Origin of the sequence: Thalassolituus sp. UBA675, assembly GCF_002297765.1 — a bacterium.
Classification (GTDB): Bacteria; Pseudomonadota; Gammaproteobacteria; order Pseudomonadales; family Oceanobacteraceae; genus Thalassolituus.
Window position 1 is genome coordinate 64738 of record NZ_DBNJ01000004.1, and the last position, 14429, is coordinate 79166.

The window sequence follows — 14429 nt, forward strand, 5'->3', positions numbered from 1 at the left end:
CCTCTAAGGAACAGACAGACATGAGCCAGACCCCGCGACTGACCGAAGCCGACGTAATCGCATATATGGAAGATCATCCCGACTTCTTTATCGGGAAGGACGACCTGCTCGCAGGTATGCGGATTCCACACAATAGCGGTCCGGCCACCAGCCTTGTTGAACGTCAGCTTGCCGTGCACCGTGAACGCAACGTTGAACTGAGACAGCGCCTGTCTGACCTGCTTGAAAACGCCCGCCGTAACGACCAGCTGTTCGAAAAGAGCAAACGGCTGGTACTGGCGCTGGTAGAGGCCACGACCTGGGTAGACGTTCAGGCTGCTCTGGATGACTCTCTGCGTAAAGATTTTTCGGTCGATGCCTGGGCCATGCTGCACTTTACCGAGCGTCAGCTTGAGCCACCGTTGATTGCGATTCACAGCAGTGAAGTACAACGCTCAGTGCACCGCCTGTTTAAAGGCCACAGAGCCATCTGCGGACAACTGCCCGAGGCCGACATTGCCCAACTCCTGGGCGTCGATGAATCCGCCTGCCGCTCTGTTGCAGCGGCTCATATCCGCGGCAAAGACAACCTCGGCATACTGACAGTAGCCAGTGAAGATCCAGGTTACTATCGTAGCTCGGTGGACACCCTGTTCCTCGACTTCATTGCCGACGTACTGGCGCTGCGACTACCGCAGATTCCGGTCAGCTGAACATGACCTTAGGGCTCATCACCTTCGACCTGGATCACACACTCTGGGATCCGACCGATGCGCTGATCGCAGCAGAACGCGCAATGTTCGACTGGATCAGCAAGCACTCTCCAGTGACAGCTGAATTTTATCCACCGGAAAAATTTCACGCCTACAAGAAAGATCTGGCGGCAGCCTACCCTGAGCTGACGGGCAAAGTGTCCGAATTTCGTTTTCAATTACTGCGCCGTATCTTCCTGCAGTCTGGCCACGACTCTGATAGCGCCCGACGCATGGCACAGGATGCCTTTGCAGCCTTCTATCAGGCGCGCAGCACCGACTTAATACTGTTTGAAAGTGTTGCTGAAGTAATGACAGAGCTGAAGGCGTCCTACCCTCTGATTGCTCTGACGAACGGCAATGCTGATCTGGATATCGCAGGGCATACCCATCTCTTTGATCGTCACCTGAAAGCCGATGACTACGAAGCCAAACCATCACCGGATATGTTCGAGGCTGCACTTCAGCACGCAGGCGTTGAGTCTCAACAGGCACTGCACATTGGTGATCACCCGGAGCAGGACGTCGCGGCAGCTCAGGCCGTAGGCATGAAAACTCTCTGGTTTAATAATAAGCAGGCTGACTGGCCGTTGGCGGATTGTCAGCCCGATGGAAAATTCAGTCACTGGTCGCAACTGGTTCAAGCGATAAAGGCTCTGGAAGGTAGTTGACCGTCAGTTCGCTGATGTAACCACCACTGCGGACCTTGCGCCCATCCGGCTCGCCTATGCCCGCTTCAATACGGGTGACGGAAATATCCTCAGGTACATCCTCAGCCAACCTGCCGAAATCCTGCTTCAGGTCACGCACGACAGAATACCAGCGACGTGGCGCTTGCTGAGCACCGCTGACTACCCAGACGAATTCATTCTCTTCGATTATTTCACGATGTGTCGTGCGCTCCGCCGGGTTCCACACATAATGCAGGCGATAGGTCTGATCGGCTTCTGTGCTTGAGAAGTCCACTGTCACGCGCATCAGCGCCGCACTTGTTTCTTCATCAAACTGATCCAGTGACCACTGCCAGCTTAGCTGAGGCCTCGCCCCTTCACTGACAAACGGGCGACTTAACAGAGCACGCCCCATCCGGCTTTCCAGACGTACGATTTCGCCCTTAATAACGTCATAGTGAGGCTCGATAGAGCAATGGCGGCAGTCTTTGTTCCAATCGTCGATGGATTTTGCGGAAAGCAGTACATCAGCAGACGTGGTGTTGCTGTATAGCCACAGAGCGGCGAATACGAACAGGGCCAGTGCAGCGGGTAAGGCGTGTAAACGGCGGCGGTATTTTCTGGAATGGCTGGTCATGTTTCTGCATCCTTGCGAATCAACTTGCCTGACTATTTTAGCACTTGCTCAGAAAACGACCAGTCACATAAAAAGAATTATCCGTTCTATGCGACTGGCATGACAGACTCATAGCAAACGAGTCGATTCAGATGGGACGGCTACCGTAGTTGGTCTGAGGCTTACGTGGAGGATCACCCATCACGTCCGAAGCGACTTCCTGAATTCGGCCGCCACGTGCCAGGAAGGCTTCGACATCTGACGCCATAGCCTCACGGAGCGCTTCGCGAGCAGCCTGAGAGCCATACTCAATATCATCATCTGAGGCGGCGGCCTCTTTTGTTCCGGTTTCCTGCTCGCCAGATTCCTCGTGCGAATCCTGATCGTTAAACTCATCTTCGTGCAGATCGTCATCATGTGCCATAAGACATCCCTCTTTCAGCGGTATTCATTTGATGGGAATACTTATAGACAAGACGGACGCCGCTTCCAGCAACGCTAACCATTGGTAACAAAAAAAACATCAAAGCCGGATTTCAGTCACTGCCAGAGAATCCTGGGTGCAATATTCCCGACGAACAGGCTTTCAGCAATCACACTTTCTGATAAGAACAGCAGACATAAAAAACCCGCCGAAGCGGGTTTCTCTTGAGACAGACTACGACGATTAACGTCCAGCCATGTACTTGATCGCGTTCAGGATTTCATCATCAGAACAGGTCGCGCAGTTACCTTTTGGAGGCATAGCGTTAATACCGTTGATGGCATTCTGGAGTGTTTCATCCATCCCCTTCGCCAGACGATCATCCCATGCAGCGGTATCGCCTTTCTTAGGTGCGCCCAGTACACCAGCACCGTGACATGCAGTACAGGCAGTGTTGTAAACTTCTTCACCCGTGCGAGGTTCACCAGCAACCACTGCAACGCCACCACATTCAGCGCCTACACATACCTCACCGACCGGAGCGATGCGCTCGCGGATTTTCTCAATCTGAGCGTCGCTCTCGGCGTATGCCTGAGCCATGACCAGAGTGGCGGCCGCCAGAATCAATGCTTTCAGTTGCTTCACGAAGATGTCCTCATCCAGTGCCAATCAGGCTTGTCGTAATTTTAGTGCACGCATTATAGCTACAAATCGTCCGGGTTTGAACGACTGGACATGATTCAGCGCAAGTATTCTGCCTCAGAGGCTCTCTGAAGGCTGTTATTTTCGTGATTCTTATACCAAACCTTACGCCCGCCCGTTCCCACATCATGCCCCGTGAGATAGAGTAAGCCTGAGACAGGTAAGGACTCTGACCATGAAAAACCCTCTATTGATTCTGCTGTTGCTGGCACCACTGACAGCCTGCACGCTTAAGGTAGCCGCCCCGGAAAAGCCGATTACCATCAATCTTAACGTCAAAATTGAGCACGAAGTCCGGGTAAAGGTCGAAAAGGACCTCGAGCAACTGTTTGAATCCGAAGACGATCTGTTCTGAACAAGGAGAAGACGATGAAACTCAGCAAAATGACAACCTTCGTCGCTGGCCTGTTGTTCAGTGTTGCTGCACTGGCCCTGGAACTGGACGATGCGAAAAACATGGGCCTTGTCGGTGAGCAACCCAATGGTTACCTCGGCCTCATCAGTGCAAACAGCCCCGAAGCGGCCGCTCTGGTGGTCGATATCAACGCCAAGCGTAAAGCCCGCTATCAGGAAATCGCGAACAAGCAGAACACGCAACTGGTCAACATCGAGCGGATTGCAGGTGAAAAACTGATTGAAAAAGCTCAGGGCAGCGGCGAATTTTACATGGACGGTTCAGGTCAGTGGCAGCGATAACGCCCTGACCTGAACATACGGAGAACGGACAATGACAACAACAGGCATCATTCTACTGGCAGTAATCGCCGGACTTATTCTTTTACTGGTCAGTGTGTACAACAAACTGGTCGCTCTTAAAAACCGGTTTCAGAACAGCTTCGCTCAGATCGATGTGCAATTAAAACGCCGCTACGACCTGATTCCTAACCTGGTTGAAACAGCGAAAGAGTATATCCGTCACGAGCGGGATACTCTGGAAGCCGTGATCAGCGCGCGCAACGAAGCCGCCGCTGGCCTCAAGGCAATTGGTGGCGACCCTGCGAACAGTGGTGGCATGGCTCAGTTAATGGGGGCTGAAGGCGCACTGGCTGGCGCACTCGGCCGCCTGAATGTCGTGATGGAAGCTTACCCGGAGCTGAAGGCAAACGAGAATATGATGCAGCTCACCGAAGAACTGAGCAGTACCGAAAACCGCATTGCCTTCGCCCGTCAGGCGTATAACGACTCTGTCATGGACTACAACACCTACCGCCAGAGCTTTCCAGCCGTCGTCGTTGCCGGCGCTTTCGGCCACAGAGAAGACGCGACACTACTGGAATTCGAAAACCGCGAAGTTCTCGAAGACGCACCCAAGATCAGCTTCTGAGACCCGCGTAACGTATGAACTTCTTTCGCCATCAGGAAGAGGCGCGCCGTAACACCGGGCGCCTCATTCTGTTGTTCAGCCTCGCCGTCATCGCCGTTGTCCTGACAGTTAACCTGCTGTTTATTGCCGGTATTCACTTCGCAACCTATTCATCAACCGAGGGCTCACGGGCCTTTGAGATTTATGATGGCGAGCATTGGGCTGTCGTCAGCTTCACGACGATGGCCGTGATCATGATTTCGAGTTTTTTCAGGCAGCTATCGCTCAGCAAAGGAAGTGACGTGGCAGATTCTCTGGGCGCTACACTGCTTGACCCTGGCAGCCGCGAAGCGGATGAGAGGCGACTCCTGAATGTCGTTGAAGAAATGGCTATCGCCTCGGGTATGCCCGTCCCGGATGTTTACGTCATGGAAGACTCCGGCATTAACGCCTTTGCCGCAGGCTACCAGCCGAGCGATGCCGTTATTGGTGTCACGCGAGGCGCAATATCGGCACTCACACGTGACCAGCTTCAGGGAGTTATCGCCCACGAATTCAGTCATATTTTCAACGGTGATATGCGCATGAACATGCGCCTTACCGGCATCATCTATGGCATCGTGTTTATTGGTGAAATCGGCCGTATGATTGTCCGCGGCTCACACAACCGCGGTTTTACGACACGTCGCACAGACCCACGGGCTGCCGCCTTCGGGTTTGCACTGATGGCGATTGGCTACGGCGGCGAATTTTTCGGCCGCATGATCAAGTCGGCGGTCAGTCGCCAGCGTGAGTTTCTTGCGGATGCATCCGCTGTGCAGTTTACTCGTAACCCTGATGGTATCAGTGGCGCTCTCAAAGTCATCGGTTATGGCGCGGGCTCCCGCGTTGGTTCACCGTCGGCGCTGGAGGTATCGCACTTCTTTTTTGGTCCGGTCATGCGCTTTCGCCGCACCATGTTTGCAACGCACCCACCGCTGGATGAACGTATTCAGAAAATTCAGCCGGGCTGGGACGGGCATTATCTGAAGCCACGAATGCAGCATATCGAAGTTCGGGACTTTGCCTACAACGACAGCGATGCCATCAGCGGTTTCTCTGCCGGACAGGGCGAGGCACCTGAAAACGTCGATAGTACAGATACTGCAGTGGCTCACGCTGATACCGGATATGAAGCGATACCTTACGAAGCACGCGGTGAAGAACTCCTCAGAAGTGAAATCGCGATCATTAACGCGATGTCTGCAGAGGCTCTGGTGTTTGCGTTGCTGATGAGTGGCTCGACCGAAGAGACGGCGCGTGAGCAGCAGAATATGATTCAGCAAAGGCATGGCAGCGACACCTTCCGCGAAGCCCTGCGCTACCTGAATGAAGCCAGACGCTCAGACAAAGAGGTGCGCCTTGAGCTGGTCGAGCGGGCAATGCCGGCACTGCGTCGTATGTCCCTCAAGCAGTACCGCACGATGAATCAGACCCTGGTCAGCATGATTCAGTTGGATAACAAGATCGACCTGTTCGAGTGGTGTCTGTACCGGCTGATTCTGCAATACCTCGGGCGCCACTTCGGCACCCTCCCGGCTTTCCGTCAGAAGCGTAAGTCTGCCCACGCACTTGCCGATGATATTGCTGTTGTGCTGGCGTACGTCGCCCATGCCGGAACGAAAAATTATCAGACTGCGGTGCTTGCGTTTGAAGCGGGAATTACATCAGAGCAACTACTGATGCGGGACTGCAACCCGGAACACGCGCCGCACAAAAGCCTGAAACCGCTGAATAAAGCATTGAGTGCTCTGATCGCAAGTGCACCGGAAGTTCGGGAGCGGGTCATGCGCGCCATTTCTGTGTGTGTGCATCATGACGGCAAAATCACGATGGAAGAGCGCGACATGATACGCACCCTGGGCGCTATTCTGGAAACTCCGCTCGGCATGTTCGAGAACCCGGCTGAGCTGATCGACTGAGCGGGTGTTCTCAAATCAGACAAATCCAGATCAGCCTTCCCGCAATACGGTCAGCGGCGGAACCCGACTGACTCTGCGCAGCATCAAGCTGCCCGGAATCGCCAATCCAAGGGCCGTTGCCGGCGGCAACCAGAGCCACGCCCAGCCAAGACTGCTGTAGGGAATATCCAGCAGGCCAATATACAAACCCGCCGTCACTAACTCCGCACCGATTAAGGCCAACACGGCTGACAGTACACCCAGGAGTGCGAACTCAACCCACTGTGCCTGACGCAGCTGTTTCCGCGCTGCACCTAAGGTCCGCAGCACAGCCCCTTCAGTCAGTCGCTCGCGTGTCGATGTCAGTAACACAGATAACATCACCAGAACAGCGCCCAGCAATACAAACACCAGAATTAGCTCGACTGCGGTCGTCAGTCGTTGCAGCAAGGTCTGCACCTGCGAAAGAATCGCGCGGGTATCAATAAAGGTGATGCCCGGGTATTTCCGGATCAGAGAAACCAGTGCGCCCTCATGCTCATCGGCAAGGTGGAAGCTGGTCATGTAGCCCATGGGTAACTCTTCCGTCAGATCAGGTGAGAGCATCATGAAAAAGTTCGGTGTCATGGCCGTCCAGTCGAGACGACGGAGACTGGTTATTTCTGCATCAAGGTCGACGCCAGCCGCACGGAAAGTCAGTACATCCCCTAAGCCCAGCCCCAGGCGCTCGGCCAGCTCGTGCTCAACAGAGACCTGCCCCGGGCCTGCGGCAGTCTTTGCCCAGTCACCACCGACGACTTCGTTATTGTCAGGCAGGGTTTCAGCCGTGGATGTAATCAGATCACGGTTGATGGAGCGATCTTCGGCAATGTCCATCTCACTGACCGGGGTACCGTTCACCTGTACCAGGCGCATGGGAATCATAGGGTACAAAGCCTGCGTCTCAATACTGTGATTCGCCAGTGACTCAGAGAATGCATCACGCTCGAAAGGCTGGATGTTCAGGGCAAAAATGTTCGGCGCATTGTCAGGCATACTGCGTTGCCAGTCGGCCAGAAGGTCCGTGCGCAACATGCCGATAATCAACATCACCATCAGGGTCATCGCGAACGCCAGTAGCTGCCCGGCTGTTGCGGTGTGACTACGGCTCAGATGCTGCCAGGCAAACCTGAGGCTGAGCGGAAGCTTTCGGTTCCGTAACAGGCGCCCGGCAAGCCTCAGGCCGCCTCGCAATAACAGAAGTAAAATCAGTAACGTCGCAGCGCCGCCTATCATCAGGCCGCTACTGAGCATGACATCCTGCGTCAGAAGAGAAAGCAGAATTGTCAGAGAGCCCAGCGCCAGCGCATAAATAAGCCAGCCCTTGAGCGGCACTGGCACAAGGTCCCTTCGCAGCACCCGGAGCGGACTGATTGAAGACAAGGGCAACAGGTGCGGTACGCCAAAACCAAACAGGCCTAAAAGGCCGGCGCTGAGCCCAAGCGCCCACGCACTCAGAGTTGCTGGCGGCAGGCCTTCCGGTATCAGACCAGACAACACCTGCAATAAACCTAACTGCAGAATATAAGCAAAAAAGGCACCCAACATGGTCGCTGCGCCCCCGAGAATCAGAAGCTGGGCAAGAAAAATGCGAAGCACTGAGGCCCGCGGCAGGCCAAAGGTTCGCATCAAAGCACTGATATCAAAGTGACGCTCAGCATAACGGCGAGCACTGACCGCAACCGCAACACACGAGAGAACGACGGCAAGAATGGCCGCGAGACCAAGATAGCGGCGCGCGCGATCGAGAGAAGCCGACATCTGCCGGTTTCCATCACCCAGGGATTCAAATGACTGATTGGCTTTCAGCTCGACCGAGCTTTGAAACTGCTCCAACAGACCGCCATCACCGCTCAGCATCAGCCGGTAGCGCACACGGCTGCCGGGCCCCAGCATAGGGCTGCCCTCCAGCTCACTCCAGTGCACCATGATGCGCGGTGATAAGGTGTAAAAGTTGCCTCCCCGGTCACTCTCCTTCTCAATCAGGCCAGTGATCCGGTAAGTTTTGCCACCCAGATCTGCTTCATCGCCCAGGCCGATATTCAACAACGACAGCAGGCGTGCCTCGACCCAGGCCTCTCCCGGCTCTGGGCCAGACGACCGCATGGATGCAACTTCATCATCAATACCCCTGACCAGAAGCTCGCCACGCAGGGGATAACCTTCATCGACCGCTTTCACCGCCGACAACGTCATCTCGTCACCGGCGACAACCACACTGGGGAACGTCAGAGTACGGGCTCGCTCCAGGCCCAGCTCATCGGCCTCCACCAGCCAGTCCTCTTCGAGCGGAGTGGTCGAACGAACCCGGAGGTCCGCCCCGAGCATGTCATTGGCACTGGCCTGCATGGCCAGATCCAGTCGTTGGCTGAATATGGCAATCGCCGTAGTGACAGTCACCGCCAGTACCAGTGCCAGGAAGATCAGCGTGAGCTCGCCACTACGCAATTCTCGGCTCATCAACCTTAACGCCAGCCGAAGCTCTGTGAATCTACCTGCGGTATTTGTCATCAGGCAATTTCCTCTAACACACCGTCCGCCATTTTCAGGCGCCGGTCACAGCGCTGCGCCAGACGATCGTCGTGTGTAACAAGCACCAGAGTGGTGGAAGATTCTTCGTTTAGCCGGAATAAAAGGGACTCAACCTGTTCGCCCGTCGCACGGTCCAGGTTGCCAGTAGGCTCATCCGCGAACAGAATTTCGGGCTGCCCAGCGAAGGCACGGGCCAATGCCACACGCTGCTGCTCACCACCCGATAACTGGCTTGGATAGTGCGCAAGCCGATCAGCCAACCCGACGGAATGAAGCAACCCGGTTGCCTCTTTATCAGCATTCTTTTTGCCGACGATCTCAAGCGGCAACATCACGTTCTCAAGCGCTGTCAGCCCCTGAAGCAGATGAAAATTCTGGAATACAAAAGCAACACCACCGGCACGAATCGCCGCCCGCTGGTCTTCGTTCAGCCCGCTCATGGGTTGCTCGAGCAGCGTGACTTCCCCCTCCGTGGGCAAATCGAGGCCCGCAAGAATACCCAGCAATGTCGACTTACCACTGCCTGATGCACCGACAATAGCCACACTTTCTCCACGCTTGATATGCAACGAAACACCCTTCAGGATGGTCAGAGGTTCTTCGCCACTGCGAACTGTTTTCACTAAGTGATCGGCACTGAGAGAGGTAATATCTGTGTTGTCCGGCATACCGAAGGGTTTCCTGAAAGTTAAATCGTTAATGTCAGTGTTTATTACTCTGGCAATGTTCGTCTGTTCGGTCGTGCAGGCAGAAGAACAGACACAGCAACCACCAAAACTGCTGATTGTTGGCGACAGTATCAGTGCGGGGTTTGGCGTCCCGGTAGAAAAACAATGGCCTCTGCTATTAGAGCAGAAACTGCAGAACCGGTTTCCGCAACTCACTGTTGTCGTTGCAGCAATAAGCGGCGATACCACCTCTGGCGGTCGGAGCCGCTTACCCGCCTTATTAAAGCGCCATCAACCCGACGTCACCCTGCTTGCACTCGGCGGCAACGACGCATTGAGAGGTACACCACTCTCGCTGGTCAGAAATAATCTGACGGCCATGATTAAGGCCACACAGGAATCGGGCTCGGAGGTTATTCTGGCTGGCATGCAGATCCCACCTAATTATGGGCCAGCATACACAGAGGGCTTCAGAACTCTGTATATAGAACTGTCAGGAAGTTACAACACAGGTCTGGTGCCTTTCCTGCTGGAGGGCGTGGCGACAGTAGATGGCATGATGCAGGACGATGGCATTCATCCCACAACAGAGGCGCAACCGACACTGGCCGATAATGTTGCGCCCGAAGTACTTAAGCTGATTACTCCTCAGGCAACGCCTGCGGAGTAATAACAAGCTCGCTCGTATCCACGCCCAGTGCTTCCAGTTCACCAAGAATCATTGCGTATGTGTTCTCGCTCATCTCCGGCGAGCGGCTCAGTATAAACAGGGTGTATTCAAACGGATCAGTGACCGCCGCATACTCGTACCCCGCCTCATCCAGAACAACAATCAGATAGTTCGGGTAAGGCAGGTCTGGCGCTCCGGGGAACACAACTTTGAGCTTGGAGTTCGTCTCTTCATCCCAGATGGTTGCGTTGCCTGTGATCTGGTTCAGTTCGCCGTCCAGAGTGTCCTGATATCCCTTATTCAGCACTTCGACCGAGCCGTCCTCGAGCAGAGTGTATTCTGCGGTTACCCCAACCAGCCCCTCATTAAACGAGACTTCATTGGCGGCGATCTGGTACCAGAGCCCCATATAGCGCGGGATATCAACAAAAGGAACAGTTTCAACAATACGGCAGGCTGACAGAGATAAAGCTGTCAGAGTAAGCAGTATGAGACGGGTGAGGTGCTGCATGGTTATCTCCTGAGTCTGTGTGCATAAGTAATATATACAAAAGCTATACACAAACAATACAAAAGACAAGACACAGTTCAGGTCAGCTCAGGAAATACCGCGCTCCCGCAGTGCCGCAATCGCCTGAGCACGATTTGCCACTTCAAGTTTACTGAAAAGATTGGACGTATAGTTCTTCACTGTCCCCAGACTCAAGCAACACTGATCTGCGATCTGCTGATTCGTCATACCTGCGACCAGACAGCGTGCCACCTCGAACTCCCGGGCGCTCAGATCCCAATCCTGAGAGTGATGGTTCAACGCCGGAAATACCTGTTCACCAGCCGCCACGGCCTGAAGCGCGGAGACCAGCTCACTTATTTCCACACTCTTTGCCAACCAGCCTGAAGCACCATTACGACGGGCCTCACGACTTAGCGCCGCATCCGCGAAGGTCGAGAGAAAGACCACAGGTGTACGGAGTGCTGGCTTCAGAGAGTTGAGGGTTTCTATACCGTCCTGACCAGGCATATGGAAATCGAGCAGTACCAGATCACACCCGGAAGGATGCTCGCCTAACCAGTCCGTCAGTGCCTGCCCAGACTCAAGAGTGGCAACGACCTCGAACGCCCCCGACATTTCCAACAGGGTTGCTACGCCCTGCTGTACCAGAGCCTGATCATCTACCAGAACGAGTTTCATCATACGCTGGCCTCCGGCAACCTGATGCTCCAGGTCAGTTGATTCTGGTCAGACATTTCGACCAAAAAGCAGCCATCCATCGCGGCTATTCGCTCTTCCACACCTGAAAGTCCATTGCCGTAGCTGAACTCACCCATGTACTCAGCCAGATCTGTCAGCTTCAGTTCGATAGATCCATTACTGTAGTGACTGCGGATTTCAACCTCCCGCCCCGCAGAGTGTTTCATCACATTGGTCAGAAACTCACGCACCACTGACAGCAGAGTTTCACAACACTGAGGGTCGGAGATCTTCACCTTCTCATCCCACAAGGTCGTGACTTGAAGCGTTGTAGCCTGATCAACCAGATCGGTTAAAGCATCATAGAAATGAGCGGAAGGCACCTGACGTAACCCCGATACAATGTCATCCAGAACAGCGAACATCTTCCTGCTGGCATCCCGCGAGCGTTCCAGAGGCGCGACAATATCATCAGACAACTCTAAGCGACCGGCCTGCTGCTCTAGAATCTGAAGATTCATATGCAGAGTCGCGAGCTCGTGCCCCATATTATCGTGCAGGTTATGACGGATATTACGCCTTTCCAGCATCCGTTCAGATTCGGCTATCTGAGCCTGTGCCATGCGCAGCTCATCACCCATAACCCGCAGACGCCTGACCTCACTGATCTCAACTACGATACTCAGGCCAAAGCTCCACAAGACCAGCTGCATAAGCATGCACAAACAGAAAATAAGCCATTGATCCTGTGGGAACTGCATCGCAAACAACACGGCGACCAACATATTGAAGCTGAGTGAATATTTGGGTGAAAAACGGACAACAAGAGACGCCGAGTTCACCACCATCAACACCGCGTAGGGCGCACTTTCGGAAGGTACCTCAGCAACGTCCATCAGAAGAATGGAGCAAAGATGTGACCCCACCAGAAACAACCAGAACCGCCAGTCACGATTATCGACGCGCCATGCGAGATTGTTCATCAGCAACTCCCGGGTGCCCAGGAATGCCAGAGCACAGAAGCAGAAAACGCTGGTCGCCATCAATGAAGTAGCCAGCATCCTTTGCTCAGGAGGACACACCGACAAAACAATGTAGGCAGCGATTGCCCAGGCACTGATGCCCAGCGTGATAATGATGCCTGCACGCAGAATATAGGGTATCCGCAAAGGCAGTGTGACGGAGTCCATGTGAGAAATACCAGTTATTATCGTTATGGCGCTCAGAGTATTTCATCCTCGCTGGGTCAGCAAATGATGAGGATCAGAAACCATGGAGTCAGTAATTAAGCCTTTGCTAATAAGTACGAATAAAGTACCACTTTTGTGATCGCTTTCCTTGCTAAATGCCTGCCAAGTGTATGAACGGCGCGTCGCCGTTGTAGCTTTGAATTGCAAGCTTAGGTAAAGTTCGTGGGCAATCGATTGGGGGATTGATTATGAAACATTCAGTACTTAGCGCAGCCATTCTGGCCGCGACCTCTGCGTCAGTTATGGCTCAGGAATTACCTTACTACTTCACGGTGGGCGCCGCGCACACTGAAAACGAAATCAGTGTTGATCACTTCGGCGATCACATGAAACACAGTTACACCAACGAACTCTCTCTGGGTTACATGCTCAAAGACAGCCTCGCTCTCGAGGGTAGCTTTGTTATCCCATCCATCATCCAGGACGATTCTCGCGCAGATATCGAGCAGTTCCGCTTCAGCAGCCTGTATTTCCTGTCTGACGACGCCTTGAAACCTTACCTGACAGCAGGCCTGGGCTTTGAAGAAATGCGCACCGACGGTGGCAGCGCCTCAAACGCTCTGGCTTCTCTGGGCGCCGGTGTGCAATACGATTCTTCGGAGCGTATCTTTGCCCGCGCTGAAATTCGTTACGATGACATGATCAACGAATATCCAGAACACATGAATTACGTCATCGAAGTGGGTTACCGTTTCGGTTCTGCTGCGGTCGCTGCAGCTTCAACTGCGGCAGCGGGTAGCACAGTAGCCAGCAACAATATGACTGACGACAGCCAGCTGACCGCAGAACAGGTCAACGAGCTTCCAGCGACAGCGGCCGGCATCCCAGCCAAATCTGCTTTTGAAGACAGTGACAATGATGGCGTCGCTGACAGCGTTGACCAGTGTGCTGACACCGGTAAGGTGGCCATGGTAGGCAGCAATGGTTGTGACCTGATCAAAACCGTCGAAGCTCTGCTGCGCTTCCCGCTGAACAAAGCTGGTATGCCGGGCAAAGCGACTGCTTACCTGGATCAGATTGCCGCTCAGGCGAAAGAAGATAAAGATCTGAAGATCATCGTAAAAGGTCATGCCGACGAGACTGGCAGTGACGAATTCAATCAGTTCATCTCGATGGAACGTGCGAAAACCATTGGTAACTATCTGATGGCTCGTGGCGTAAGCAAAGATTCGATTGAACTGAGAGCGCTGAGTGATTCTCAGCCGATTGCTGATAACACTACCGAAGAAGGCCGCCAGCTCAACCGTCGCGTTGAACTGACCGTCGAATAACGGTTTGTAGCATATTATCAGGGAGGCTCAGGCCTCCCTTTTTTTGATCTGCGCTTTGTGTTCTGGGCCAGCCAGCTCAGGACTTAGGCATAAAACGCTGAAGATGGAACATTCCAAAAATAAAAACCTGAATAGCGTCCAGGCGCACGTTGGTGCTCTTCTTGCGGAAAGCTACCCAGAAAAGCAGCACCTCCAGTACGTGAATACCCGCGACGATCAGGCCGATGGTCGGCAGATAACCGAGCAAGCCATCCCAACCCTGCACCCAGGCAGTAATCGCCAGTACCCAGAATAAAAATGTTGCTGCTTTCATAGCTACGGTATTCATTTATTGCTCCAGCTAAGTCTTAGTTAACTTCTGACCAGAAGTCAGAAAAGTATGATGACGCAGATTGCCTGATGCCATTTCAGTTGCACAGG

General features: G+C 53.8%; 17 protein-coding genes. 8 read left to right on the forward strand and 9 right to left on the reverse strand.

Annotation, left to right across the window (positions count from 1 at the left end):
• Positions 1-20 precede the first annotated feature (20 nt).
• Both B3007_RS01845 and B3007_RS01850 read left to right on the forward strand, forming a co-directional pair.
• The gene (locus B3007_RS01845; RefSeq protein ID WP_068442994.1) at positions 21-692 is read left to right on the forward strand and encodes a DUF484 family protein; all 672 of its coding nucleotides are present in this window, start codon (positions 21-23) and stop codon (positions 690-692) included.
• A 2-nt stretch (positions 693-694) separates the two neighbouring features.
• A complete protein-coding gene (locus tag B3007_RS01850; protein WP_301376664.1) occupies positions 695-1402 on the forward strand; it encodes an HAD family hydrolase in 708 nt (235 codons plus the stop codon).
• On the opposite strand, the gene B3007_RS01855 is transcribed toward B3007_RS01850, so the two are convergent.
• From B3007_RS01855 to B3007_RS01865, 3 genes are all read right to left on the reverse strand, one after another.
• Positions 1350-2039, reverse strand: a complete 690-nt coding sequence (locus B3007_RS01855; protein WP_068437634.1) for a DUF3047 domain-containing protein — start codon at positions 2037-2039, stop codon at positions 1350-1352. The two genes, B3007_RS01850 and B3007_RS01855, sit on opposite strands and share 53 nt — an antisense overlap.
• Positions 2040-2166: 127 nt before the next feature.
• Positions 2167-2442: a hypothetical protein gene (locus tag B3007_RS01860; protein WP_301376665.1), complete on the reverse strand. Its 276-nt coding sequence runs from the start codon at positions 2440-2442 to the stop codon at positions 2167-2169.
• 243 nt (positions 2443-2685) lie between these two features.
• On the reverse strand, positions 2686-3087 hold the full coding sequence (locus tag B3007_RS01865) for a c-type cytochrome (protein ID WP_348655056.1): 402 nt from the start codon (positions 3085-3087) through the stop codon (positions 2686-2688).
• Between the two features lie 232 nt (positions 3088-3319).
• On the opposite strand from B3007_RS01865, the gene B3007_RS01870 reads away from it, so the two are divergent.
• The 4 genes from B3007_RS01870 to B3007_RS01885 are packed head-to-tail and all read left to right on the forward strand — an operon-like array spanning position 3320 to position 6408.
• Positions 3320-3499, forward strand: coding sequence for a YnbE family lipoprotein (locus B3007_RS01870; RefSeq protein ID WP_068440156.1), 180 nt, complete (start codon positions 3320-3322; stop codon positions 3497-3499).
• Positions 3500-3513: 14 nt separating this feature from the next.
• The gene (locus B3007_RS01875; protein WP_301376666.1) at positions 3514-3840 is read left to right on the forward strand and encodes a YdbL family protein; all 327 of its coding nucleotides are present in this window, start codon (positions 3514-3516) and stop codon (positions 3838-3840) included.
• A gap of 31 nt (positions 3841-3871) precedes the next feature.
• Positions 3872-4468 carry a LemA family protein gene (locus B3007_RS01880; RefSeq protein WP_301376667.1) on the forward strand — a complete coding sequence of 199 codons (597 nt, stop codon included), beginning with the start codon at positions 3872-3874 and terminating at the stop codon, positions 4466-4468.
• Between the two features lie 14 nt (positions 4469-4482).
• Complete coding sequence (locus B3007_RS01885) at positions 4483-6408, forward strand: M48 family metallopeptidase (protein ID WP_301376668.1); 1926 nt, start codon at positions 4483-4485, stop codon at positions 6406-6408.
• 30 nt (positions 6409-6438) lie between these two features.
• Here the strand turns inward: B3007_RS01885 and B3007_RS01890 are convergent, their stop codons facing one another.
• Positions 6439-8937, reverse strand: coding sequence for an ABC transporter permease (locus B3007_RS01890; RefSeq protein WP_301376669.1), 2499 nt, complete (start codon positions 8935-8937; stop codon positions 6439-6441).
• Entirely contained in the window at positions 8937-9626 is a 690-nt protein-coding gene (locus B3007_RS01895) for an ABC transporter ATP-binding protein (protein WP_297531711.1), read from the reverse strand. The genes B3007_RS01890 and B3007_RS01895 overlap by 1 nt, the downstream gene beginning before the upstream one ends.
• A 31-nt stretch (positions 9627-9657) precedes the next feature.
• On the opposite strand from B3007_RS01895, the gene B3007_RS01900 reads away from it, so the two are divergent.
• Positions 9658-10296 carry an arylesterase gene (locus tag B3007_RS01900; RefSeq protein ID WP_297531709.1) on the forward strand — a complete coding sequence of 213 codons (639 nt, stop codon included), beginning with the start codon at positions 9658-9660 and terminating at the stop codon, positions 10294-10296.
• Here B3007_RS01900 and B3007_RS01905 read toward each other — a convergent pair.
• From B3007_RS01905 to B3007_RS01915, 3 genes are all read right to left on the reverse strand, one after another.
• Positions 10268-10807, reverse strand: coding sequence for a lipocalin family protein (locus tag B3007_RS01905; RefSeq protein ID WP_301376670.1), 540 nt, complete (start codon positions 10805-10807; stop codon positions 10268-10270). The two genes, B3007_RS01900 and B3007_RS01905, sit on opposite strands and share 29 nt — an antisense overlap.
• Before the next feature lie 87 nt (positions 10808-10894).
• Entirely contained in the window at positions 10895-11491 is a 597-nt protein-coding gene (locus B3007_RS01910; RefSeq protein ID WP_301376671.1) for a response regulator, read from the reverse strand.
• Positions 11488-12678 carry a sensor histidine kinase gene (locus B3007_RS01915; RefSeq protein ID WP_301376672.1) on the reverse strand — a complete coding sequence of 397 codons (1191 nt, stop codon included), beginning with the start codon at positions 12676-12678 and terminating at the stop codon, positions 11488-11490. Before B3007_RS01915 ends, B3007_RS01910 begins: the two co-directional genes overlap by 4 nt.
• Positions 12679-12926: 248 nt before the next feature.
• Between B3007_RS01915 and B3007_RS01920 the strand changes: the two genes are divergently transcribed.
• The gene (locus B3007_RS01920) at positions 12927-14009 is read left to right on the forward strand and encodes an OmpA family protein (protein ID WP_068440179.1); all 1083 of its coding nucleotides are present in this window, start codon (positions 12927-12929) and stop codon (positions 14007-14009) included.
• Positions 14010-14085: 76 nt separating this feature from the next.
• Here B3007_RS01920 and B3007_RS01925 read toward each other — a convergent pair whose 3' ends face one another.
• Positions 14086-14337 (reverse strand): DUF1145 domain-containing protein, encoded by a 252-nt coding sequence (locus tag B3007_RS01925; protein ID WP_068440183.1) that lies wholly within the window; start codon positions 14335-14337, stop codon positions 14086-14088.
• Positions 14338-14429: the final 92 nt, after the last annotated feature.